Raw genomic sequence first — 21,817 nt, 5'->3', positions numbered from 1 at the left:
GATCGCGCCCGCCAATTCACGGCTCGGCGCTGCAGCTATTCGACTGGCCGCCGTCGTGGCGCTACGGGCCGCGATGCGGTCCTATAGTCGGGCTCCTTCCCCAGGAGCCGCCGTGCATGTCTTCAGTTTCGTCACTAGACCGCCTGCGCTGGTGCCTGGCTTTCGCGGCCCTCATTCCGGTCGCCACGGCCGGCGCCGCCTGCGGCGCCGCGACCGACGATGCGCAAGCGGCGCAGGCTTCGCAGGCGATGCTCGACGCGCTGGTCCGCACCAACGGTGTGCCCGGCATGGGCGCGGCGGTCTGGCGCGACGGCCAGGTGGTGTGGACCGGCTGCGCGGGCTGGCGCGATCTGGAAGCGCGCCAGCCGGTGCAGGCCGATACCGTGTTCCGCCTGGCCAGCGTGTCCAAGGTGATCGCCGCCACCGCCGCGGCCAAGCTCAACGAGCAGGGCAAGCTCGATCTGGATGCGCCGGTGGCGCAGCTGTTGCCCTGGCTGCGCAACGGCTGGGCGCCGATCAGCGTGCGCCAGCTCGCGGCGCATACCTCGGGCCTGCCGCATTACGAAGGCGACGACATGCGCGCCGGCGAACGCCACTACGCCAACGGGCGCGAGGCGGTGGCGCTGTTCTCCTCGCGCAAGCTGCGCTCGGCGCCGGGCACGGAGTACCGCTATTCCTCCTGGGGCTACACCCTGATCGGCGCGACCATCGAGGCCGCGTCGGGCCAGCATTTCCTCGATTACGTCGCGCAGCAGATCACGCCGGGACTGAGTATCGCCGCCGACACCGATGGCCGTGGCGAGCGGGTGTCGCGCATGTACGAAATCGACGGCCGCACCCGCCGCCTGGCCGAGGTGCGCGACTTCAGCTACACCTGGCCCGGCGGCGGCCTGGCGGCCACGCCCGAATCGCTGGTGCGCTTCGGCGGCCGTTTGCTGCAAGGGCAGATCGTCTCGCCGTCGACCTTCGCTGCGATGCTGCGCCCGGCGCGGCTGGCCGATGGCGGCCCGGTCGTGGAAAACGACTACCGACTGGCGCTGGGCTGGCGCGTGTCCGACGACGCCGACGGACTGCGCATGGCCCACCATGCCGGCGTCACCGCCGGCGCCCGCAGCTCGCTGGTGCTGTGGCCGGATCGGCAGCTGGCGTCGGGCGTGCTGTCCAACGCCTTGTGGGTGGCATCGATCGACAAGACCGCGATGATGCTGGCCGCGCCGTTCCTGCCGGTGCCGGCAGGACTGCACGCCAACGCCTGTCCCGTCGGCGTCACCGTCTATCGCGGTCGCCTGGGCGATCGCGAACTGCAGGGCGCCGTGCGCTTCCGTCAGGAACATCGCCGCTGCATAGGCGAGCTCGATGCCGCCGCCGCGCTGACCCAGCACTTCGCCTCCGCGACCGCGTGGCCTAACCGGAGCCTGAGCCTGATCGGCCTGGACCCGCGCGGCGATTTCGGGCGCGCCGCCCTGGTCACCCCGCACGGTCTCTACGACCTGCGCGCGCAGGGCGACGGCCGCTTCCAGGCCAAGTTCAGCGAGCAACTCACGCTGGAGCTGCAGTTCTGACCCGGCCACGCGCCGCCTTCATTCCTACACACCACAGGACCACACCATGAACTTCCGCATCGTCGCCGCGGCAGCCGCCGTCTGCCTGCTCGCCGGCTGCTCGTCCATCGCCGCCAAGACCAACAACCTCAGCGACGAACGCATCCTGTCGCAAACCGCGGGCGTGATCGGGACCAGCCCCGGCGAGCTGCGCCTGGTCGACCGCCGCACCGAAGGCACCAACACCTACGCCACGGTCCGCACCACGGCGGGCGCCTCCTACGCCTGCATCATCAACGGCGGCAACTTGCTGTCCTTCGGCATGACCAACCCGCCGGTCTGCAACAAGAAGTGAGCCCACGGCCGCGGCTTCGATCCGGCTAGCGGCGCTGTCCCCCACTGGGTTCCGATGGCGGCGGCGCTGCGGCGCCGGTGCCGTGGCCGCGCCGCCGCGCGCCGCCGTCGCCGGATACCCGCAACCCAACCCTTGCGGTCGCGCTGCTGCCTGCGGCGCGACCGCGGCCGCTCCCGGGAAACCGCATGAATCTGCAACGGATCGCTCACCGCGGGCCGCGCCGTCCTTCGTTCGCTGTGGTCGTCCGTAGCGCCTGGCTCGTGCTGGCCTTGAGCGTGTCCGCTCCGGCGATGGCGGCGATCGTGGTCGACGGACGCCTGGACGAAGCCGAATGGGCGCAGGCGCAGCGCTACGACCGCTTCCTGGTCACCGAGCCCTTCCGCCTGGACCCGCCGCCGCACGGCGCGACCACCGTGGCCAAGCTGGTGTCGACGCCGCAAGGTATCGCGGTGGCGTTCGAGGCCGCGCAGCCCAGCGCGCTGCCGCGGGTCAAGCCGCGGTTGCAGCGCGATCAGCCGCGCGCCGCGGATCGGGTCAACGTCAGCATCGATTTCGACGGCGATGCCCGCAACGCGTATAGCTTCTCTGTCGATCTGTCGGGCTCGATCCAGGACGGCGTGGTCGACAGCGAGCGCCTGCTGAGCCTGGATTGGGACACCGACTGGACCTGGGCAGTGGACGAGGACGAGCAGGGCTGGCGGGCGGAGCTGCTGATTCCTTGGTCGGTCGCGCCCATGCGCGGCAGCGACAGCGAGCGGCGCAAGGTGCGCGTGTACTTCAGCCGCACCTTGGGCGCCAGCGGCGAGGTGCTGGCGTATCCGGCGGTATCGCCGGAGCGCGGACGCTTCGTGTCCGGCTTCGAGGAACTGGAAATTGCGCAGTACCGCGCCTCGCTGCTGCGGGTGTGGCCCTACCTGACCGCGCGCCGCGACTTCGTCGGGCAACGCAGCCAGTATCAGGCCGGCCTGGATCTGTTCTGGAAGCCCTCGCCGAGCTTCCAGCTCAGCGCGGCCTTGAATCCCGATTTCGGCCAGGTCGAGTCCGACGATCTGGTCATCAGCTTCGACGCGGTGGAAACTTTCTACAGCGACAAGCGCCCGTTCTTCACCGAAAACCAGAGCGCCTTCAATCTGACCACGCCGGACGCCGGCCGGCTGATCCACACCCGGCGCATCGGCGCGGCCGCGGACGACGGTTCCGGAGCGGCCGAGATCGACGCGGCGGTGAAGCTCAACGGCTCGCTGGGCCGCATGGGCTACGGCGTGCTGGCCGCGTCCGAGCGCGGCCACGCCGGCCGCGACTTCTACGCCGCGCGTCTGCAGTACCCGCTGCGGCCGGGCTTGAATCTGGGCTGGTTGGGCACTTATGCGCACCGGCCGTATCTGGACCGCGAGGCGCAGGTGCAGGCGCTGGACATGAACTGGCGGCGCGGCGACGAACTGATCCTCGACGCCCAGGTACTGACCAGCGCGATCGCGCAGGCCGGTTCGCGCCGCAGCGGCCAGGGCGCGTGGCTGCGCATCAACTGGGTGCCGTCGGAGCGTTGGGACTACGAGTTGGAAGCCACCCATTTCGGCCGCGATTTCGACTTCAATGACCTGGGCTTCCAGCGCCGCGGCAACCTCAACGAGTTGGAGCTCACCGCGGCCTATGAGCACCCGATCGCCGCGCCCGAGTCGCGCCTGGCCGGCACCGGCTGGGTCGGCGAGCTGATGCTGCGCAGCAACGACAGCGGCCTGCGATTGCCGGTGTGGCTGCGCCTGGGCCACCGCCTGGACTTCCGCAGCGGCAACCGCCTGTACCTGGAAACCAACCTGATCGGCGCCGGCTGGGACGACCTGATCTCGCGCGGACATGGCCCGCTACGGCGCCGCGACCGCTACGACTTCGAGGCCACGTTCACCAGCCGGCGTTACGGCGCCTGGGCGTTCGAGGCGGCGTTGCTGGGCGTGCCCGTGGGCCTGGGCTCGCGCCAGGATTGGACCACGCGATGGCTGGCGAACTGGTACCCGGCCGACACCTTCAACGCCAGCCTGGAGTTCGCGCCCAGCGCCAGCGGCGATTGGCTGGTGTGGGAGAGCGGCGAGCTGTTCGGCCGCTATGGCCGTCGCGGCGAATCGGTGGCGCTGGGCATGAACTGGTTCCCGGCGCGCAAGCACGAGTTGCGGCTGAAGAGCGAATGGGTGGCGATCCGCGCCGACGCGGGTCGGCGTTATCGCCTGACGCCGGGCGGCGGACTGGTCGCCACGGGGGAGACGCGCCCGGACTTCGACGTCAACAGCTTCGGCCTGCAGCTGCGTTATCGCTACGAATTCGGGCCGCAGTCGGAACTGTTCCTGGCCTATTCGCGCGGCGGCTTCCGCCGCAGCCAGCGCGAGCGCGGGGATACCTTCGATTTGCTGGACGATGCGTTGGCCTTGCGCGATTCGGATCAGCTGTTGGCCAAGTTGCGTTATCGATTCTGAAGTCGCCGCAAGAGCATTCGCGCTTTGCGCTCACCCCTCGCCCCAACCCCTCTCCCGCAAGCGGGAGAGGGGCCAATTACGCCGCCGTCGCTTTAGAGCCCCTCTCCCGTTTACGGGAGAGGGGTTGGGGTGAGGGCCGCCTTCAGCGCTCGCCGCGCTCCTGCGCCCGCGACGCCACCGTATCCGCATCCCCCGGCTCACGAAACGGCAGCAGGTACATCCGCCACAGCCCCGGCTGACTGGGCCCGATACCGGTCTGCGCCACCGGCCCTTCGCTGTAGGTGCCGAATAACCGGTCCCAGACGATGGCGTTGCAGGCGTAGTTGGTGTTGCTGTCCTCGAACACCGCCGAATGGTGGCGGCGATGGTGATTGCTGCTGGTGACCAGCCAGGAGAACCCCGGCGTGCGCATGCTCACGTTGGCGTGGGCGAGCACGGCGTTGGCCACCAGCAGCATGCCGGCCGCGTCCACCGCCAGCGGCGGCGCGTCGGTGACGCTGGCCAGCAGCAACAGCGGCAGGATCAGCAGCACCACTTCGAAAGGATGGTTGCTGCCGGCGTTGATCGCGTGCAGGTTGTGGAAGCCGTGATGGAAACCGTGCCCGGTGGCGCGCCACAGCCAGGCCCAGCGGTGGATCGCACGATGCGCCCAGTAATAGAGCAGGTCGGCGGCGAAGAACAGCAGCGCGACCTGCAGCGGCAGCGGCCAGCGGTCGGGCCACAGATTGCCGCCGCCCGCGTCGCGCAGGCCGGACAGCGCGGGCACCAGCAGCGACTCATAAGCGTTCAACATCAGGGCCGAGGCCAGCAAGGCCAGTGCGTACACGCCCCACAGCCGCAGTTGCGCCATGACGCCCAGATGCCATTGCGGTTGCGCCGGCACCCAGGCCTCCAGCGCCGCGGCAACGATCAGGGTGGCCGGAAAGATCATCAGCGTGGCCGGATCGTTATGGCCCAGCGCCCACCACAGCGCGAACAGTGCGGCCAGCAGCAGGGGATGCGCCCAGCGCTCGACGGCGCGAGCGCTGCGCGATTGCAGTACCACACGGTCCATACGCGACCTCCTGTCGCGGCCCAGCCAGGCTGGCCTACCGGCGTTATAGGTCCTGCCGCGGGCGCCGTCCCCTGCCGGAAGGCAGGTGCGCTGCTAACCTGCGCGCATGTGCCACTTCATCACCGCCACCTTGCCCGCCAGCGCCGACGCGGCCGCCCTGGATGCGATCGCGCGCCGCCATGGCCGCCAGCTGCAGCCGCTGCACAGCCCGGGCGTTCAGGCGCAGCTGGGCGCGGACCTGCGCTATTACCTGACCACGCCCGGGCATTGCGACTGCGGCACCGCCCTGGGTGCGCGGGTGCGGCGTGCGGCCCCGCGCGACGAGGCCGAGGAAGCCAGGCGTCTGCGCCGTAAAGGCTGGAGCGAGGGCAAGATCGAGCGTGCGCTCGCCCAGCGTCGGCAGCAACGCGAAAACGACGATGCTGCGCAGGGAAGCGTTGCGGGCCAGGAACTGGAGACATGGCGTGCCTTCATCGCCGAGGCGCTGTCGATGCGCAACGTCTCCTCGTTCGGCCTGCTGGTGCACCACTACCACGGCGCGATAGACGCCGAGTTCGCGCTGCAGGGCCGCGAAACCCTCACGCTGGACCAAGCCACGCCGCAGCGGCTGGGCGAGTTGCGCGAAGACGTGCTCTACCTGTTCCGGCGTTAGCGCTCAGGTCGGGTAACTCACCGAGAACGCGTTCGGCGACAAACAGGCCAGAAAGTCGCGCGCATCGAACGCCGCCCCCGGCGACAGCACCCCCCGCCCGCGCACGCGTCCGTCGAGGACGCGCTCCATCGCCTCCACCAGCAGCGGCGCGCTGACGGCGTAGATGTCGCGGCCCTGAGCCAAGGCGCGGCGCACGCGGCCCTGTCGCTGCACGCGCACGTCGACGACGAAACGTTGCGCCGAGCGCCCGCTGGCGTCGGCGGCCTGCGGCAGCGGCGTGTCCGGATCGCGTACGTCGCGCACCGGCGCCAGGTTCATGTAGGAATGCACTTCATCGCAGTGCAGGTGCCGCGACAAGGTCACGGTTTCCGACAGCGGCAGGGCCAGCGCTTCCTGCTCGCCGAACGGCGGCGGAAACGACCACAGGCGTTGCGGCGGCGGACTGGCCAGGGGCGTGAGCTGCCCGCCCGACACCACCACGCGCGGCCACTGGTTGCGCTGGCCGGTGAGGCGAGTGCCGGTGGTGGCGTGCCAGCTATCCAGGCCCACCGCCACGTCGATGCGTTCAGCGTCGCTGGCGCCCTGCAAGGCCGCGGTGGCGAGCAGGTCGGCCAGGCCGCCGAAGAAGGCCATGGCCGGTACCGCGACCACACCGGCGGCGCGTGCCGGCGCATCGTAGTCTCGCGCCAGGTCGAGCACCGCGCGCTGCTCGGCGCAGCAGTCCAGATAGGGCACGCCGGCGCGCAGCGCCGCTTGCAGCAGCGGCGCGCCGGTGTCCAGGAACGGGCCGGCGCAATGGATCACGCCGACCGTGCCCTGCAGTGCGCGGTCCAGCGCCGCGGCGTCGTCGATGGCGGCCGCCTTCCAATCCAGCTCGGGCAGGTCGGCGGCCATCGCCTGCAGCTGGTCCGCATCGCGCCCGCACAGCACCGGCGTCCAGCCGCGCCGCAGCAGTTCGGCGACCACGAAACGGCCGGTGTGGCCATAGGCGCCGTACACCGCGATGCGGCCGGGCGCGCAGGCGTCGAGCTTCATGCGGGCGCTCCCTGCGTGGTCTCGGACACAGGCGCATGCGCGCTCCAATGCGCGCGCAGGGCGCGGTTGAAGTCCTGCCAGCGTTCCTCGGGGAAGAAGATGCGCGCGCCGTCGAACTCCACCGGCTGGCCGGCGCCGGGAATGGTCTGTTGCAGCCAGTGCGCCCACTGCAGCGGGAAGTAGGCGTCGTCGGTGCCCCAGGCGATCAGGGTCGGCGTTTGCAGGCGGCGCAGGCCGTCCTCGATCGCCAAGGTGTGGCGGCAGTCGAAGGCGTTGACGAAGCGCTCCAGCTCGCGCAGCCGTTGCGGGTCCAGGAACGGGCCCAGGTAGGCGTCGATGGTCGCATCGCTGACCTGTTGCGGCCGCTCGTAGGCCGGCGCCAGCGCCTCGCGGAACACGTTCTTGTCGGCGCGCATCGCCGTCAGCGTATCGCCCAGGCCGCCGGCGGCGACCATGGCCACGAAAGGCTTGAAGGCTTCCGGCGGCCAGTTGTCGTGGGCGTCACAGTTGCTCAGCGTCAGGCTGCGCAGGCGCTGCGGATACAGTGCGGCGAAGATCTGGCAGATGCCGCCGCCGCTGTCGTTGCCGACCAGGTCGACGCGGTCGATGCCCAGCGCGTCCAGGAACTGCGCCAGCATGTGCGCGTTGGCGGTGACCGACGCGTCCTGGTCGGGCGCGGCCTCGGTATGGCCGTGGCCGAGCAGATCCAGGGCGATGCAACGGCGCGCGTCGCCGAGTTCGGCCAGCTGCTGGCGCCACAGGTAGCCATTGAGCAGCACCCCGTGCACGAACAGTGCGGCCGGGCCCTGGCCGCGTTCGACGTAGGCGATCCGGCCCGAGGGCGTGTCGGCCCAACGGCGGTCGGCGAAGTAGGCAGCGGCGCTCACGGCTGCACCTGGGCTTCGCGCAGCTTCTGCGCGCATTCGTCGCAGCACACCTCGACGGTGCGGCCACCGACGCGGACTTGGATGGCGTTCTCGTCCAGCTCGCAGTCGCAAGCGGCGCAGGTCTTCTCGTTCATGGCGGTCTCCTGTGGCCCGCGAATCGGGCCGGTTCAGGAGACCATCGCGGCGCCGGCGCCGCTGTCGAATTCTTTAGCGACCGTCAGGCGCTCTTGGCCAGCGCCGAGCGCCGGAACGCCGAGGGCGTGCGGCCGTAGGCCTGCTTGAAGGCGGCGCTGAAGTGGCTGTGGCTGGAAAAGCCCAGGTCCAGCGCCAGCGCCGACATGTCCGCGCTGCGCGGTATCAGATCCAGCGCGCGCGCCAGGCGCAGACGCAGGTGGTAGCGGTACAGCGGCAGGCCTTCGACCTGCTGGAACGCTTGCGTGAGGTAGACCGCCGAGCCGCCGATCTCCGCCGCGATGTCCTCCAGGCTCCAGCGCCGGGTGGGATCGCCGGCCAGCAGCACCTTGACCCGGTTGACCAGGCGCCGCCGCGACTGGGTGGCCGCGGTGGCGTGCGTGGTGCGCGGGCCCAGGCTGCGGCAGAGCAGGGTCAGGGCCAGGCTTTCGGCTTCCAGCGGTTCGATGCCGCCGTGCTGCAGGCCGTGGCGCAGCAGCGCCACCAGCGCCTGCGCGCGCGGGTCGATGCGCAGCGACTGGCGGCGGAAGCCGACTTCGTCGCGCGGCTGCAGCAGTTCGGCCGGCGCGAGTTCGCGCAGCAGCGGCTGCGGCACCGACAGCACCAGACTGGCGTCGCCACCGGTGACGGGGTGGCTGACCTGATAGCCCTCGCCGGCATTGAACAGCAGCGCGTGGTTGGCATCGGCCACCGACTGGTCCTGGCCGACGTGGCGCAGGTACAGGCCGCGGTAGGGAAACACCAGGTGGGTCGAGGACGCGCATTCCTCGGCGCTGCGGTGACGGCAGCGCCCGTGGCACAGCACATGCCGCACCGCGACCGAGCCGGTGTCGAGCAGGCGGGTGACCTCGAATTCGGACATGCAAGCGCGGGTTCGGCAGCGATAGGGGCGAGTCTAGCGCGCGCCGCGCACACAGGCCTTGACCTCGCGGGTCATGAATGCCGTGCGCCACGGCTGCTATTGAGTCGCCGCGCCGCAGCCGCTAGCGTGGCCGCCGGGCAGGGAGACCGCGGCAGCGTGCCCGGTCGGCGCCCGCACAGGGGGAAGCATGCAGCAGGCCACGCAGGGCAGGGGGCGGCGCGCGCGCCGCGCAGGCGAGACGACCGTGCGCGAGGGAGGGGGCGAATGAGCGCACAGACCCACACTCGCGTAGTGGCCGGCGACGGCCTTGAATGGGAGCTGGCCATCGCCGAACTCGACACCGAATCGGCTGCGTGCGAGTCCACGAACGAGGCGGTGAGCCTGGTCGCCGATGCGGATGCCGATGCCGATGCAGTGGCCGCCGATCAGCTGTACCTGGCCACCTGGAGCACCTCGCGCTACCTGCCCGGCAACCTCAACGGCAGCTGCAGCGCGGTGTCGCCGCAGGCGCGCATGGCGTTCCGCCTCACGGTCAAGAACGCGCGCTACGGCCACCTGCAGATCACCGTCGACACCTGGGACGCGCTGGGCAACTACCCGGGCACGAGCACGGTGGTGCTGGCTTCGGAAGTGGCGCTGCAGCCGGGCACGGCGATCGTGCTGACCGCGCCGGGTTCGCGCGCGATGGCGCGCTTCCGCGGCGCGCGCGTGAGCGGCGGCAGCGGCACCATGACCGTGGAGGTCAGCGCGCCGTGGACCGCGCGCCGCGACGGCCGCGTGTGTCACAGCGGCACCAACAGCTTCAACCGCACCATCGCCCTGACCCGGGCGGCCTTGCACGCGCTGCAGGAGGGCGAGGCCCGCTTCGCCGCCGACTAGTCCGCATGGCGCCGGTGCCGCGCCCGCCGCCACAATAGGCCGCCCGGAGGATCTGCATGCATAGCCTGGACCTGTTGTTGCGCGTGGCGCCGGCCACCGTCCTGCTGTTGCTGGGCGGACTGCTGCTGCGCGACGGCAAGGGCCAGCGCATCGTGCGCGCCTTCGGGCTGCTGAGCCTGGGCCTGGCGGGCTTCCTGGCCGGCAACACGCCGTACCCGGAACTGCTGCTGCCGGCGCCGGTGGCGACCTGGGTCGGCCTGCTCAGCGGCCTGGCGGCGCTGTTCCTGTGGTGGTTCCTGCTGGAGCTGTTCGACGACGGCTTCGCGTTGGGGCCGCGCGAATGGGCGGTCAGCGGCGCCTGGCTGCTGCTGGTGCTGCTGGACCGTGGCCTGCTCGGCGCGCGCTACGCCGGCATCGGCCTGTCCTGGGGCCTGATCGCGATGGCGCTGGCCATGGTCGCGCACGTGCTGTGGCGGCTGCTGCGCGACCGCGAGGGCGACCTGGTCGAAGAGCGGCGACGCAGCCGTCGCTGGATCGCCGCGGCCTTCTCGGCGGCGCTGCTGGCCGACCTGGGCGCCGACATCCTGATGGGCTTCAGTTGGAAGCCGGCCTGGTTCAGCATGCTGCAGAACGCGGCGATCGGCGCGATCGCGCTGGGCCTGGCGCGGCTGCTGCTGCGTGCCGACGCCCAGGTCCTGGTCCACCGCCTGGCCGAGCGTGAGACGGCCGAACCGCAGGCCGTGCGCAGCCAGGAGCGCGAGAACGCGCTGCTGGCCCGGATCGAACAGCTGATGCGCGAGCAACGCCCGTACCGCGACCCGGCGCTGGACTTCGCTTCCTTCGTGAAGCTGGCCGGCGCGCCCGAGCCGGAGGTGCGGCGGCTGGTGAACCACCGCTTGGGCGCGCGTCACTTCCGCAGCTTCCTCAACGCCTACCGGCTCGAGGACGCCAAGGCGGCGCTGGCCGATCCGGCCCGAGCGCGCGACAAGCTGTTGGCGATCGCGCTGGACGCCGGCTTCGCCTCGCTGTCCTCGTTCAACCGCTGCTTCAAGCAGGCGCAAGGCGAGTCGCCCAGCGCCTATCGCGCACGCCAGCTGCCGGAAACGGCGGCCGAGCCGGATTGGGAACTGCCCAAAACGCGATTTTGACGCGCCCGCAACGGGTTTTGGGCAGCGCAGGCGCCGCCGATTGCCTAACGTGGGCGGCATGAATCCGCCTACGCCGTCCTCCACGCAGGTCCGCACTCCCGCGCCTTGGGCCATCGCCTTGCTGGCGCTGGGCGCGTTCGCCTGGCTGGACGGCTTCCATCTGGATCTGTTCCGGCAACTCGCGGCCGAGCGGCAATGGCAGGGCGGCGCCCGCCTGTGGGCGCTGACCGTGATCGGCTACGGCCCGCAGTTCGTGGTGGTGCTAGGGCTGGCACGGCTGCTGTTCGGCCCTGGTCAGACCCTGTACTCGCTGGGTCTGGCGCCGGACCGCTGGCGCATCGGCCTGCTCGCGGCCGTCGCCTGCACCGCGATCCTGCCTCTGGGCTATGCCCTGATCGCCCCGCTGTCGCTGACGCCGCAGTTCGGCAGCGCCGTATTGCGGCAAGCGTTGCTGTCCGGTGTGGGCGAGGAGCTGCTGTACCGCGCCTTCCTGTTCGGCCTGCTGTTCCGTTACGCCGGCTGGGGCTTCCTGCCCGCGGCGCTGGTCTCGGCCCTGTACTTCGGCGCCAACCATCTCTACCAGGGACAGGGCCTGGCCGATTCGGCCGCGATCTTCGCCCTCACCGCGCTGGGCGGGCTGTGGTTCTCCTGGCTGTACGTGGAATGGCGCTGGAACCTGTGGCTGCCGATCGGCCTGCACGTGCTGATGAATCTGTATTGGGACCTGTTCGCGGTGTCCGACACCGCGCTGGGGCCGATGGCCGCCAACCTGCTGCGTTTCGCCGTGATCGGCCTGTCGCTGGCGCTGACCCTGCGCTACGCGCGGCGCCGTGGCGGCCGGCTGATCGTGGGCCGCCATTGGTGGTGGGGCGGCCCGGCACGCCCTGATTAGGCCCGGCTTCGCGTGTGCGTGGGTCTGCGTTGGCCGTTTAGCTCAGCGGAAGCGTTCCGGCACGCGCTCGTAGTAAGGAAAGTTGGGCAGATACGGCCGCGCCTCGTCCAGCACACGCGCATACGAAGGCCGCTGCAGCAGGCGCTCGAAGTACGCGGCCAGGGCCGGGTGCTGCGGCGCGAACGGCTCGACGAAGCCGGCGTAGAACAGCGCCGGCGCGGCCGAGCAGTCGGCCAGGCCGAAGTCCTCGCCGGCCGCCCATGGGCGTTGTTCGAGCTGACGTTCGGCTACCCCATAGGCCAGGCGCAGCAGGTCGCGGGCCTCGGCCACGCCGTGCGCGTCGCGTTCGCCTTCCGGGCGCAGGCGGTCGACCACGATCTTCTGCATCGGCACGCTCACGTACAGATCGAAGAAGCGGTCCCACAGCCGCGCCTGCAATGCGGCTTCCGGATCGGCCGGCAGCAGCGGCTGGGCGCCGGGATAATGCTGCTGCAGGTATTCGATGATGATGCTGGTTTCCGGCAGGGTGCGGTCGCGCGCGGCGTCGTGCAGCACCGGGATCTTGCCCACCGGCCACAGCGCCAGGAACGGCGCGCAGTCGGCGGGATCGGCCAGGTCGACGATGCGCGCCTGGAACGGCGTGCCCGCTTCGTACAGGGCCACCAGGACCTTGTGGCAGAACGAGGCCAGCGGATGCAGATAGAGCGTGAGCGCCATGGCGCGGTTCCTGGGCGGCGGGTCGCCACAGGGTAGCGCGTCTCGTCGCGCTTCAGCCGACCAAGGCCGGCGCTTCCGCCGGCATCGGCGCCACGCGCTCGGTCTGCCCCAGCTGCTCGCGCAGTTCGGCCATCAGCGCTTCGCGCAGGGCCAGCAAGCGGTCGGGGTTCAGGCAGTGCTCGTCGGCCATCAGGTAGAAGCGCAGCTGCCCGTGCAGCGCGTACACGATCAGGCCCAGCGCGCGCACCGTGCGCGAGTGCACGTACAGGCGGAAATCGTCCAGCCGCAGCGGCGCTTGATCGTCCAGCAATTCCAGCGCGCCCAGGTTGGACAAGGTGAAGCGGTTCCAGCTGCCGTTGAGGCCCAGCGAGTTGCCCAGGCGCACCAGCGCGTTGAGTTGCGAGGGTGCGGGCGGGCGGATCAGTTCGCAGAAGTGGTAGCGGCTGGGGATTTCGCTGGTTTCGCGCTCGATCTGTTCCTGCAACGAACGGTGCGCGGCGCGCACCTGGTCCCAGTAGTCGGTTTCGGGCGACTCGCCGGTGCGGTACTTGAGTCCACCGCCGCCGTAGAACAGGCGGTCGTCGGCGAGCGCGGCGATGCGGCCGCGGCGGCCGTCCATGGGGCTTTCGATCCAGGCCGGCAGGCTGTCGCGCCCCAATGCGGCCAGCAGCGCGCGGTCCAGCGCCACCAGCAGGGCCGCATGCACCGACACGCCTTCGCGCTTGCAACGCAGGCGCAGGGCGCTGGACAGCACCGCGCCGGCGTTCCATTCCAGGTGGTGTTCGCGGTTCTGCGGTGGCGCCAACGGCGGCAGCAGCCGCAGCAGCAGGCCGATCGCGCGCGCCAGCCAGCGCCGCCGCCACGGATGCGCGGGCCGGTAGTCGCCGACGATGTCGGCCGCGCTGATCGGCGAATACGGCGTCAGCGGTGCGTCGTCGTACAGTGCGCGCAGGGTCTCGCGCGCCACGATCAGCAGGCTCATGCCGTCGCAGATGCGGTGCGAGGCGACGAACAACAACTCGCTGCGCTCGATCCCGCGCAGCCAGACCACGCGCAGCTGCGGCTGGCCTTCGGGGTAGGGCCGCAGCAGTTCGCGTTGGGCCTCCTCGCGCGCATCGTCGCGGCCGCGCAAGGGCTGGATGCGCAGCGGCACCGCGCCGGCGCCGTCGTCCACGTAGTGCAGGCCGCCGCGTTGGCTGCGCAGGGTCGCGCGCAGCGCCGGGTGCTTGGCCTGCACGCGCGACAGGGCCAGGCGCAGGCGCGCTTCGTCGATGCGGCCTTCGATCCGGATCGCGTAGACGATGCTGCCGTCGATCAGGTGTTCGATGGTCGACAGCCTGCGGCTCATGGCGCGCTCCCGGGCGCCGATCCGGCGGCCACAGGCGTCGCGGTTTGGCGACGCGCGCCGGTGCAGTACGCGTGCAGGCGCGGATGCAGGCTTTCGAAGGTGCCCAGGCGGCCGCGGCGCCCGTCCCAGTAACCGCAGGCGATCGCCGCCAGCTTGCGCCGCTTGTCCGGCTCGAACAGCGCCACGCACAGGCCCTGGTGCAGCGCCAGCGCGCCGGCCAGCCAATGGAAACCCCAATGCGCCTTGTACAGGCGCAGGCAATGCACCGCGTTGCGCGCGCCGTAGTAGCGGCGCCAAGCCACGTGGTGGGTGGTGTAGAGCTTGCCGTGGCGCTCGATCTGGCCGGTGGTCTGCTCCAGGGTCACCGCGGCGTTCATGTACACCGGCACGCCCTGGCTGGACGCGCGCAGGCCGTACTCGATGTCCAGATACTCGATGAAATAGTCCTCGCGGAACGCGCCCAGCGCGCGGTAGGCCGCCGCCGAAATCGCCGAACCGGAGGAGATCACGAACAGGGTCGGGAACAGGCCGCTGCGGTGGTCGTTCATGCGCACCGGCCGCGGAAAGCGGCGGCCTGGCGGAAAGGTCGGCATGCACTTGCCCAGGTTGACCTCGTACACGCGCGGGCCGAGCACGAAGCGCTCGTCGCCGATCTGGGCGCAGGCCTGCATCATGCCGTCGAAGAACGTGGCCTCGATCCTGGAGTCCTGGTCGAGCAGGAAGATCACCTCGCAGCCGCGCGCCAGCAGCACCTCCGCGCCGCGGTTGTAGGCGCCGGCCAGGCCGCCGCGGTTGCGGTTGACCAGCACCGCCAGGCCTTCGCGGTGCAGGGCGTCGTGCAGTTCGGCGTCGGGCTCGGGCGTGTTGTCCACCGCCACCAGGTCGGCGCAGATCGCGCGCGCGTGGCGCAGGTTGGCGACGAACTCGGCGTTGGGGCGGTACAGCACGAAGATCAGGCCGTAGCGGGTCATGGCGCGCGTACCGGGGCGGCGTTGGCGGGATGGGTCTGGGCGGCCTCGCCCAGGGCTTGCAGCAAGTCGGTCGCGCGCTCGCGGATGCGCAGTGCCTGCGCGCGCGGCAGCGAGTCTTCGTCCGAGGCCAGCACGAACTCGAGCCGGCCGGCGTAGCCGGCGATGGTCAGCAGCTGCGCCGGCGTTTCGCCGACCAGCCCGGAGATGCCGCGCACCGCGCGCAGGCGCAGGCCGCGGTAGTCCTGGGCCAGCGGCAGCCGGCCCAGGTTGCTCAGGGTGAGCTCGGCGCCGGCACGCTGGGCGCGGCCGTAGGCGGCCATGCGCGCGTACACCGGGTGCAGCAGTTCCAGGCCCAGGAAGTTGCGCACGGTGCGTGGGCCCAGGGCTTCGATGCGTTCTTGCAGGTCGTCCTGCAATGCGCGTGCGCGCGTCCAGAACGTATCGCGTGCGCGGCCGTCGAACGGCGCGCCCGGTTTGAGTTCCACCGTGGGGGCGATGCCGAACAGCGCGTCGTCGCCGATCGCCGGCAGCAGCCGGCGCATGTCCACGGGCGCGCGGTAGCGGCGGACGCGGCGGCCGCAGACCTCGCGAAAGGCCTGGATGTGCGCCAGCGCGAGCGCGGCGTACAGGCTCACGCCTTCCTGGCGGCAGCGTTCGGACAGGCGCCGGGTCGCGGCTTCGTCCAGGGTCCATAGCTCGCGATAGACCGCGCCGTAGTGCTGGGTGGGCCGCTGCGGCAGCAGGCGCAGCAGCAGCCGCAATGCCGCCGCGCGCCAGCGGATGCTGCGCTGCAGGCGCGGATCGTGGCGCACGATCGCCGGCACCAGATCGGCGAAGGCGGGTAGGGCATCGCGCGGGGCGGGCGTTTGCTCGGGGTAGGCGCAGGCGCGCAGCAGGCCGTCGAGCAGGGCGATCAGGGCGCGGCCGTCGCAGATGGCGTGGTGACAGACCACGATCAGCTCGTGGTGGCGCTCGCCGCGCAGCCACAGCACGCGCGCCAGCGGGAAACGCGCGCCGTCGATGGGCGTTTGCAGTTCGCGGTCGGCCCAGGCGTTCCAGTCGTCGTGGCCGGCGCGCGCGACGATGCGCAGCGGCAACGGGGGCGCCGATTGTTGCGGCACGAACCAGGGGCGGCCGTCGTGGGTCTGGATCAGGCAGCGCAGCAGGGGATGGCGTGCCTGCAACTGCGCCAGGGCGCGGCGCAGGTCGGCTTCTTCGAGCGTGCCGTCCAGGCTGGCGGTGAGGATCACGTTGCCTGGCAGCAGGCCTTCGCCGTAGAGCGCGCGTTCGTACAGGGTCAGCGGCCGCGCCGTAGTCATGCCACGCTCCGCAACGATGGCGATGCGGACAGCAGCCCCCAGTCGCGCAGTTGCCGCACCGCGGCGCCCACACCGTCCTCGGCGCGCACGCTGCGGCCCAATGCCGCGGCGGCCTCGCGCATCGCCGGCTGCTGGGTGGCGTCGATGGCCGCGGCCAGCGACGCCGCATCCAGGGCCTTGCGTTGCACCGCCGGCGGCGCCACGCCGCGGCGCTGCAGGCAGCGCGCCCAGAACGGCTGGTCGCCGTAGAACGGCACCACCACCGAAGGGATGCCGGCGCGTACCGCTGCGGCGGTGGTGCCGGCGCCGCCGTGGTGCACGGCCGCGCACATCAGCGGGAACAGCGCGTCGTGCGGGGCGTGGCGCAGTATGTAGGTGCGCTCGTCGCGCTGGCCCTCTTCGCCGTCCAGGCCGCCCCAGCCGGTGGCGAGCACGGCGCGGCGGCCGCTGCGCGCGAGCGCGTCGAGCACGGTGCGGGTGAAGCCGGCCGCGTCGTCGTTGACCATGCTGCCGAAGCCCACGTACACCGGCGCCTCGCCCGCATCGAGAAAACGCTGCAAACCGGCGCTGGGGCGCCAGTGACTTTGATCGAGGAACCAGTAACCGGTGACCTGGGAACTGGCCGGCCAGTCCGCGGGGCGCGGCAGCAGCTGCGCGCTGTAGCCGTTGATCGTGAGTTCCTGCTGCGGGCGCCGGCCCAGGTGCGGACCGTACCAGGGAAAGCGCGGCAAACCCAATTGCGGGCGCACGCGCTCGTTGATCGCCGGCTGCATCACGTACCAGACCAGCAGGTGGATCAGCTTGTACAAGCCCAGGCTGAGCGCGCCGGGCAGGCGTTCGCGGGTGCCGGCCAGCACCATCGGCGGCAGCAGGCGCGAAGGCGTGAGCGGCTGCAGGCGCGCGATCGCGAACGGGATGCCGCGCGCTTCCGACAACGCCTTGGCCAGTTGGATCGCGTTGCTCACGCCGATCAATAGGCCGGCGCCTTCGCTGGCGGCCAGGCCTTCGGCCACCCAATGCTCGGCCCAGCGCGCGTAGCGCTCGCGGAAGGTGCGCGCCATCGCGTACAGATTGAGGCCGCGCTCGGAGATGCTGCGGTCGCCGTCGAGCAGATCCTGGAAGTCGGCGGTCAGCGGCCGGAACTCCAGACCGCTATCGCGCACCAGGGGCTCGAAATTGGCGCTGGTGACGATGCGCACCGGGTGGCCGGCGCGCTGCAGGCCCTGACCCAGGGCCACGCAGGGGCGCACGTCGCCCAGGGTGCCGATGGTGAAGATGGCGATGGGCTTGGCGAAAGGTGCGAGCGAGTCAGGCATGGGCGAGCGACCGGTGCTGCGCGTCGTCGTCGCTGCCGCGTTCGCGCGCTGCGTCCAGGCGCTGGCGCAGCACCTGGCCGATGCGCGCGGCCGGCGCGGGGTCCAGCACGCCTTCGTGGTGGCAGTCCAGCGCGTGCAGTTCGAAGCGGCCGCCGATGTAGGGCTGCCAGTCCTCCGGACGGTGGCGCACCCACGGCGGCGGTTCGGCATGGCGCTGGGTGGCGTGGAAATAGACCAGGTCCAGGTCCAGCCGCGGCGGCGCGTGCCGGCGTGCCAGGCTCAGGTTGTTGCGCATCACCGCGAACGCGCGTTCGACGAAGCGCGGGTTGTCGCGCGCGATCTCATGCAGCAGCGGCATCGCCCGCGCGTTGTGCGCGAGCAGGGCCGGCGCCAGCTCGTCCAGGCTGCGCGGCGCCGTGTCCGCGGCCGCGGCGATGCCCAGGAAGTCCAGCGCTGCGCGTGCGTCCTCGGCCGGGTCATCGGCGCGTGCCTGCGGCGCGAACAGATAACTGTCGATCATCGCCAGCAGTTCCACCGGCTGGCCCAGTTCACGCAGTTGCGCGGCCAGTGCGTGGGCGATGGTGCCGCCCAGCGAGCGGCCGAGCAGGCGGTAGGGGCCCTCGGGCTGCAGGCGCTTGATCTGGGCGAGGTAATCGGCGGCGATCGCTTCGATGCTGGCCGGCAGCGCTTCGTCGCCGCGCAGGCCGCGCGCCTGCAGTCCGTACACCGGCAGCGCCGGGTCCAGATGCCGCAGCAGCCCGGCATAGCCCAGGCTGAGGCCGGCGATGGGGTGGATGCAGAACAGCGGCCGCGGCGGCGCGCGTTCCGGCCGCGGCGGCGGGCGCCGCAGCGACAGCACCGGGCCCAGCGGATCGCCGTGCTCGTGCTCGGTGCGCTCCAGCAGCGCGGCCAGGCCGGCCACCGTGGAGGCATCGAACAGGCTGGCCACCGGCAGGCGCTTGCCGAAGCGTTCGGGCAGGCGCGCGATCAGCTGCGCGGCGGTCAGCGAATCGCCGCCCAGGTCGAAGAAACTGTCGTGGATGCTCACCTGCGGCAGCGCCAGCAGCTCGGCCCACATCGCCGCGAGCTGGCGTTCGAGTTCGTTGCGCGGCGGCGCAAATCCGGCGCGGTCGCCGCGCTCGGGCGCCGGCAGCGCCTTGCGGTCGAGCTTGCCGCTGGCCGTCAGCGGCAGCGCGTCCAGCGGCACCAGCGCGGCGGGCACCATGTAGTCGGGCAGCTTGCGCGCCAGATAGCGGCGCAGCGCATCGGTCTGCAGGGCCGCGCCCGCGGCCGGCACCACGTAGGCGATCAGGCGCAGGCCGCCTTCGCCGACGGCGGTTTCGGCGACCACCGCCGCTTCGGCCACGTCGGCGTGGCGCATCAGCTGGCTCTCGATTTCGCCGGGCTCGACCCGGTTGCCGCGCACCTTCAGTTGCTGATCGCCGCGGCCCAGGTATTCGAGCACGCCGTCTTCGCGCCAGCGCACCCGGTCGCCGGTGCGGTACATGCGGCCGCCGCGCGGGTCGAAGGGGTCCGGCAGGAAGCGCTGCGCGGTGAGTTCGGGCCGGTTGAGATAGCCCTTGGCCACGCCCGCGCCGCCGATGTAGAGCTCGCCGGCGCAACCGGCGGGCATCAGGCCGCCGGCGCTGTCGAGCACGTACAGTCGGGTGTTGAGCAGCGGGCGGCCGATCGGCGGCGCAGCCAGGTCCGCTGGCGTCAGTTGGATCGCCGTCGAATAGACCGTGGTTTCGGTGGGGCCGTAGAGATTGCTGACCTTGTCGGCCAGGCGCGCCAGGCGCTGCGCGAGCTCGGCGCTGAGCGCTTCGCCCGCGGCCAATGCGTGCACGCCGGACAGATCGGTGTCGCCGTTGGCCAGCAACATGCGCCACAGCGACGGCGTGGCCTGCACGTAGCCGATGCGGTGCTCGCGGATCAGCTCGGCCAGGCGCGGCGGGTCGCGGACCACGTCCGCCGCGGCGATCACCGTCTGCGCGCCCACCACCAGCGGCAGGAACAGTTCCAGCGCGGCCACGTCGAACACCGCCGTGGTCACCGCCAGGAAGCGGTCGCCGGCGTGGGGCGAGAGCTGGCGCCGCATCGCTTCTAGCAGGTTGTCCAGATTGCGGTGGCTGACCTCCACGCCCTTGGGCAGGCCGGTGGAGCCGGAGGTGTAGAGCACGTAGGCGCCGCCTTCCGGTGTGGAGCGGTCCAGCGGCAGCGGCGTCGCGCTGGGGCCGCACAGGTTCATGGTGGCCGCGGTCACGCCCAGGCGCGACAGGCGCGGCGCCAGTTCCGGCGTGGTCAGCAGCAGCGCCGGACGCGCGTCGTTGAGCATCGCGGCCAGGCGTTCGTCGGGCGCGTCCGGGTCCAGCGGCAGATAGGCCGCGCCGGCGTAGCCGATGGCGAGCATGGCGGTGAGCAGGCGCTCGTCGCGCGGCAGCGCCATGGCGACGATGCGGCCGGGCGTCACCCCGCGCTCGACCAGGCGCTGCGCCTGATGCTGGCTGCGCAGCAACAGCTCGCGGTAGCTCAGTCGGCGGCCGTCGCAGCGCACCGCGGTGGCATCGGGGCTGCGCGCGGCCTGTTCGGCGAAGCGCGCGGGCAGGGTGGCGGCCTGCACCGGCGCGGCAGTGTCGTTCCATTGCAGCAGCAGACGATCGCGCTCTTCGCGCTCGAGCAGGTCGATGTCGCCCAGCGCCGTCGACGGGTCGGACAGCGCGGCTGCGAGCAGGCGTTCCAGCCGGCGGCGGTGGGCGTCGAGCTCGTCGGCATCGTACAGGGCCGGGTTGGCGTCGAAGTCGAAGCGCAGGCCGTTGTCGTCGCCGCGGTCGTAGACGAACACGGTCAGGTCCTCGGCCGTGCCGTTGGACAGGTTGCGCGGCGTGCCCAGGGCGCCGGCGAACTCCAGCACGTAGTCGAAGGGCTCGATGTTCACACCCAGCCAGGCCACGCGCTGACCTTGTCCGACCAGGCCCAGTTCGCGGCGCAGGTCCTCGTAGCGGTAGCGCTGATGGCGTAGCGCCTGCGCGACCACGCGCGAGGTCTGCGCGATCAGTTCGCTCAGGCGCATGGCCGGCGACAGCGACAGCCGCAGCAGCACCGCATTGGCGACCATGCCCGGCGTGCGCCGCAGGGCATGGTTGACCCGGCCGCTGACCGGCATGCCCAGGACCAGATCGGACGCGCCGGTGGCGCGGTAGTAATAGGCCGCGACCAAGGCGATCAGCACCTGCGGCAGGCTGGCCGAATAGGTCTTGCCCAGCGCGCGCAGGCGGCGCGTGGCGATGCCGTCGAGCACGCCGCTGCTGCGGCGCAGGCCGGTGCCGTGGCGCCGGCTGCGGCGCGACAGCGTGGCCGGCTCCGGCAGTTCGGCCAGCTGCGCGTGCCAGTACTCGCGGTCGCGCCGGCAGCGGTCGCTGGCGCGGTATTCGTCTTCGCCGGCCAGCAGCGAGGCCAGGCTGGGGAAGCGCGCGGGCTCGGGCTCGCGGTTGACGGCATAGGCGGCATAGATCTCGGCCACGCGGCGCGCGATCAGCCCGCCGCCGTAACCGTCGAGCACGATGTGGTGGGCGCGGTGGTACCAGACGTGGCGCTCGTGGCCGAGCTTGAACAGCGCGCAGGCCCACAGCGGTCCGGCGTCGAGTTCGGCGTGCGCGGACAGTTCGTCGGCCATCCAGCCTTCGGCGGCGGCGTCCGGATCGGGCTCGCCGCTGAGGTCGAAGTAGGGGAAATGGTCGATGCGCTCGCCCACCACCTGCTGGTGCGGCACGCCGTCGATGTCGACCAGGCGCAGGCGCAGCGCGTCGGCCTCGGATGAGACCTGGCGCAGCGCGCGCAGGAACAGGCCCGGGTCGATCCAGCCACGGATCTCGATGGCTTCGGCCAGATTGAAATTGGCGCCGGGCCCGGCGATCTTCTGGCCGAACCAGAGACCGAGCTGGGCCACGGACAGCGGCAACGGAACTGCATGCGCTACGTTCATCGCACGGGGCTCCTTGTGCGCATCGCCGGAATACGGCGGCTGCCTGCCGCCTCCGGTTCGATGTTGTCGTCCAGACGTATGAGTTCAGAACCGAACTCGACTACAGGCTGCCATTAGTGGCGCGTGCAGAACTGTGAAGCCGATTGTGTATTCGCCACGTATCACGCCGGCGTCACACACCGCTTGCGAAAACGGCGCCGAC

General features: G+C 71.4%; 18 protein-coding genes. 7 read left to right on the top strand and 11 right to left on the bottom strand.

Annotation, left to right across the window (positions count from 1 at the left end):
• Positions 1 to 116: 116 nt before the first annotated feature.
• The 3 genes from DX914_RS13495 (at position 117) to DX914_RS13485 (ending at position 4,361) form a co-directional block, all read left to right on the top strand.
• Entirely contained in the window at positions 117 to 1,562 is a 1,446-nt protein-coding gene (locus DX914_RS13495) for a serine hydrolase domain-containing protein (RefSeq protein WP_115859634.1), read from the top strand.
• Positions 1,563 to 1,608: 46 nt separating this feature from the next.
• Positions 1,609 to 1,896 carry a hypothetical protein gene (locus DX914_RS13490; protein ID WP_115859633.1) on the top strand — a complete coding sequence of 96 codons (288 nt, stop codon included), beginning with the start codon at positions 1,609 to 1,611 and terminating at the stop codon, positions 1,894 to 1,896.
• Positions 1,897 to 2,081: 185 nt separating this feature from the next.
• Positions 2,082 to 4,361 carry a DUF5916 domain-containing protein gene (locus tag DX914_RS13485; protein ID WP_147300672.1) on the top strand — a complete coding sequence of 760 codons (2,280 nt, stop codon included), beginning with the start codon at positions 2,082 to 2,084 and terminating at the stop codon, positions 4,359 to 4,361.
• 142 nt (positions 4,362 to 4,503) lie between these two features.
• On the opposite strand, the gene DX914_RS13480 is transcribed toward DX914_RS13485, so the two are convergent.
• Positions 4,504 to 5,415 carry a sterol desaturase family protein gene (locus DX914_RS13480; RefSeq protein WP_115859631.1) on the bottom strand — a complete coding sequence of 304 codons (912 nt, stop codon included), beginning with the start codon at positions 5,413 to 5,415 and terminating at the stop codon, positions 4,504 to 4,506.
• 106 nt (positions 5,416 to 5,521) lie between these two features.
• Here DX914_RS13480 and DX914_RS13475 point away from each other — a divergent pair, with 106 nt between their 5' ends.
• Positions 5,522 to 6,067 carry a hypothetical protein gene (locus tag DX914_RS13475; protein ID WP_115859630.1) on the top strand — a complete coding sequence of 182 codons (546 nt, stop codon included), beginning with the start codon at positions 5,522 to 5,524 and terminating at the stop codon, positions 6,065 to 6,067.
• A gap of 3 nt (positions 6,068 to 6,070) precedes the next feature.
• Here the strand turns inward: DX914_RS13475 and DX914_RS13470 are convergent, their stop codons facing one another.
• From DX914_RS13470 to DX914_RS13460, 4 genes are all read right to left on the bottom strand, one after another.
• The gene (locus DX914_RS13470) at positions 6,071 to 7,102 is read right to left on the bottom strand and encodes a saccharopine dehydrogenase NADP-binding domain-containing protein (RefSeq protein WP_115859629.1); all 1,032 of its coding nucleotides are present in this window, start codon (positions 7,100 to 7,102) and stop codon (positions 6,071 to 6,073) included.
• A complete protein-coding gene (locus tag DX914_RS13465) occupies positions 7,099 to 7,989 on the bottom strand; it encodes an alpha/beta fold hydrolase (RefSeq protein ID WP_231118270.1) in 891 nt (296 codons plus the stop codon). Before DX914_RS13465 ends, DX914_RS13470 begins: the two co-directional genes overlap by 4 nt.
• Positions 7,986 to 8,123 carry a hypothetical protein gene (locus DX914_RS20390; RefSeq protein ID WP_196778907.1) on the bottom strand — a complete coding sequence of 46 codons (138 nt, stop codon included), beginning with the start codon at positions 8,121 to 8,123 and terminating at the stop codon, positions 7,986 to 7,988. The genes DX914_RS13465 and DX914_RS20390 overlap by 4 nt, the downstream gene beginning before the upstream one ends.
• 83 nt (positions 8,124 to 8,206) lie before the next feature.
• Positions 8,207 to 9,043: a helix-turn-helix transcriptional regulator gene (locus DX914_RS13460; RefSeq protein ID WP_115859627.1), complete on the bottom strand. Its 837-nt coding sequence runs from the start codon at positions 9,041 to 9,043 to the stop codon at positions 8,207 to 8,209.
• 264 nt (positions 9,044 to 9,307) lie between these two features.
• On the opposite strand from DX914_RS13460, the gene DX914_RS13455 reads away from it, so the two are divergent.
• From DX914_RS13455 to DX914_RS13445, 3 genes are read left to right on the top strand one after another with little or no spacing between them, the layout of a single operon-like run.
• Entirely contained in the window at positions 9,308 to 9,922 is a 615-nt protein-coding gene (locus DX914_RS13455) for a hypothetical protein (protein WP_147300671.1), read from the top strand.
• A 56-nt stretch (positions 9,923 to 9,978) separates the two neighbouring features.
• The gene (locus tag DX914_RS13450; RefSeq protein WP_115859625.1) at positions 9,979 to 11,070 is read left to right on the top strand and encodes an AraC family transcriptional regulator; all 1,092 of its coding nucleotides are present in this window, start codon (positions 9,979 to 9,981) and stop codon (positions 11,068 to 11,070) included.
• A 58-nt stretch (positions 11,071 to 11,128) separates the two neighbouring features.
• On the top strand, positions 11,129 to 11,962 hold the full coding sequence (locus tag DX914_RS13445) for a CPBP family intramembrane glutamic endopeptidase (protein ID WP_115859624.1): 834 nt from the start codon (positions 11,129 to 11,131) through the stop codon (positions 11,960 to 11,962).
• Between the two features lie 42 nt (positions 11,963 to 12,004).
• Here DX914_RS13445 and DX914_RS13440 read toward each other — a convergent pair whose 3' ends face one another.
• From DX914_RS13440 to DX914_RS13410, 6 genes are read right to left on the bottom strand one after another with little or no spacing between them, the layout of a single operon-like run.
• Positions 12,005 to 12,679, bottom strand: a complete 675-nt coding sequence (locus tag DX914_RS13440) for a glutathione S-transferase family protein (protein WP_115859623.1) — start codon at positions 12,677 to 12,679, stop codon at positions 12,005 to 12,007.
• Between the two features lie 52 nt (positions 12,680 to 12,731).
• Positions 12,732 to 14,027, bottom strand: a complete 1,296-nt coding sequence (locus DX914_RS13435) for a hypothetical protein (RefSeq protein WP_115859622.1) — start codon at positions 14,025 to 14,027, stop codon at positions 12,732 to 12,734.
• Positions 14,024 to 14,998: a glycosyltransferase family protein gene (locus tag DX914_RS13430; RefSeq protein WP_115859621.1), complete on the bottom strand. Its 975-nt coding sequence runs from the start codon at positions 14,996 to 14,998 to the stop codon at positions 14,024 to 14,026. Before DX914_RS13430 ends, DX914_RS13435 begins: the two co-directional genes overlap by 4 nt.
• A complete protein-coding gene (locus DX914_RS20265; RefSeq protein ID WP_158549293.1) occupies positions 14,995 to 16,317 on the bottom strand; it encodes a condensation domain-containing protein in 1,323 nt (440 codons plus the stop codon). The genes DX914_RS13430 and DX914_RS20265 overlap by 4 nt, the downstream gene beginning before the upstream one ends.
• Positions 16,314 to 17,633 carry a glycosyltransferase gene (locus DX914_RS13415; RefSeq protein WP_115859620.1) on the bottom strand — a complete coding sequence of 440 codons (1,320 nt, stop codon included), beginning with the start codon at positions 17,631 to 17,633 and terminating at the stop codon, positions 16,314 to 16,316. Before DX914_RS13415 ends, DX914_RS20265 begins: the two co-directional genes overlap by 4 nt.
• Positions 17,626 to 21,615, bottom strand: a complete 3,990-nt coding sequence (locus tag DX914_RS13410; protein ID WP_115859619.1) for a non-ribosomal peptide synthetase — start codon at positions 21,613 to 21,615, stop codon at positions 17,626 to 17,628. Before DX914_RS13410 ends, DX914_RS13415 begins: the two co-directional genes overlap by 8 nt.
• Between the last annotated feature and the right edge of the window lie 202 nt (positions 21,616 to 21,817).

This window comes from Lysobacter silvisoli (assembly GCF_003382365.1).
Lineage (GTDB): Bacteria > Pseudomonadota > Gammaproteobacteria > Xanthomonadales > Xanthomonadaceae > Lysobacter > Lysobacter silvisoli.
The sequence above is the reverse complement of the archived record's forward strand: the minus strand, read 5'-3'. Positions and strand labels throughout refer to the sequence as shown.

Excerpts from the sequence above, each read along its gene's own strand:
- DX914_RS13495 (WP_115859634.1), top strand. The coding sequence starts at position 117 with ATGTCTTCAGTTTCGTCACTAGACCGCCTGCGCTGGTGCCTGGCTTTC.
- DX914_RS13490 (WP_115859633.1), top strand. The coding sequence starts at position 1,609 with ATGAACTTCCGCATCGTCGCCGCGGCAGCCGCCGTCTGCCTGCTCGCC.
- DX914_RS13485 (WP_147300672.1), top strand. The coding sequence starts at position 2,082 with ATGAATCTGCAACGGATCGCTCACCGCGGGCCGCGCCGTCCTTCGTTC.
- DX914_RS13480 (WP_115859631.1), bottom strand. The coding sequence starts at position 5,415 with ATGGACCGTGTGGTACTGCAATCGCGCAGCGCTCGCGCCGTCGAGCGC.
- DX914_RS13475 (WP_115859630.1), top strand. The coding sequence starts at position 5,522 with ATGTGCCACTTCATCACCGCCACCTTGCCCGCCAGCGCCGACGCGGCC.
- DX914_RS13470 (WP_115859629.1), bottom strand. The coding sequence starts at position 7,102 with ATGAAGCTCGACGCCTGCGCGCCCGGCCGCATCGCGGTGTACGGCGCC.
- DX914_RS20390 (WP_196778907.1), bottom strand. The coding sequence starts at position 8,123 with ATGAACGAGAAGACCTGCGCCGCTTGCGACTGCGAGCTGGACGAGAAC.
- DX914_RS13460 (WP_115859627.1), bottom strand. The coding sequence starts at position 9,043 with ATGTCCGAATTCGAGGTCACCCGCCTGCTCGACACCGGCTCGGTCGCG.
- DX914_RS13455 (WP_147300671.1), top strand. The coding sequence starts at position 9,308 with ATGAGCGCACAGACCCACACTCGCGTAGTGGCCGGCGACGGCCTTGAA.
- DX914_RS13450 (WP_115859625.1), top strand. The coding sequence starts at position 9,979 with ATGCATAGCCTGGACCTGTTGTTGCGCGTGGCGCCGGCCACCGTCCTG.
- DX914_RS13445 (WP_115859624.1), top strand. The coding sequence starts at position 11,129 with ATGAATCCGCCTACGCCGTCCTCCACGCAGGTCCGCACTCCCGCGCCT.
- DX914_RS13440 (WP_115859623.1), bottom strand. The coding sequence starts at position 12,679 with ATGGCGCTCACGCTCTATCTGCATCCGCTGGCCTCGTTCTGCCACAAG.
- DX914_RS13435 (WP_115859622.1), bottom strand. The coding sequence starts at position 14,027 with ATGAGCCGCAGGCTGTCGACCATCGAACACCTGATCGACGGCAGCATC.
- DX914_RS13430 (WP_115859621.1), bottom strand. The coding sequence starts at position 14,998 with ATGACCCGCTACGGCCTGATCTTCGTGCTGTACCGCCCCAACGCCGAG.
- DX914_RS20265 (WP_158549293.1), bottom strand. The coding sequence starts at position 16,317 with ATGACTACGGCGCGGCCGCTGACCCTGTACGAACGCGCGCTCTACGGC.
- DX914_RS13415 (WP_115859620.1), bottom strand. The coding sequence starts at position 17,633 with ATGCCTGACTCGCTCGCACCTTTCGCCAAGCCCATCGCCATCTTCACC.
- DX914_RS13410 (WP_115859619.1), bottom strand. The coding sequence starts at position 21,615 with ATGAACGTAGCGCATGCAGTTCCGTTGCCGCTGTCCGTGGCCCAGCTC.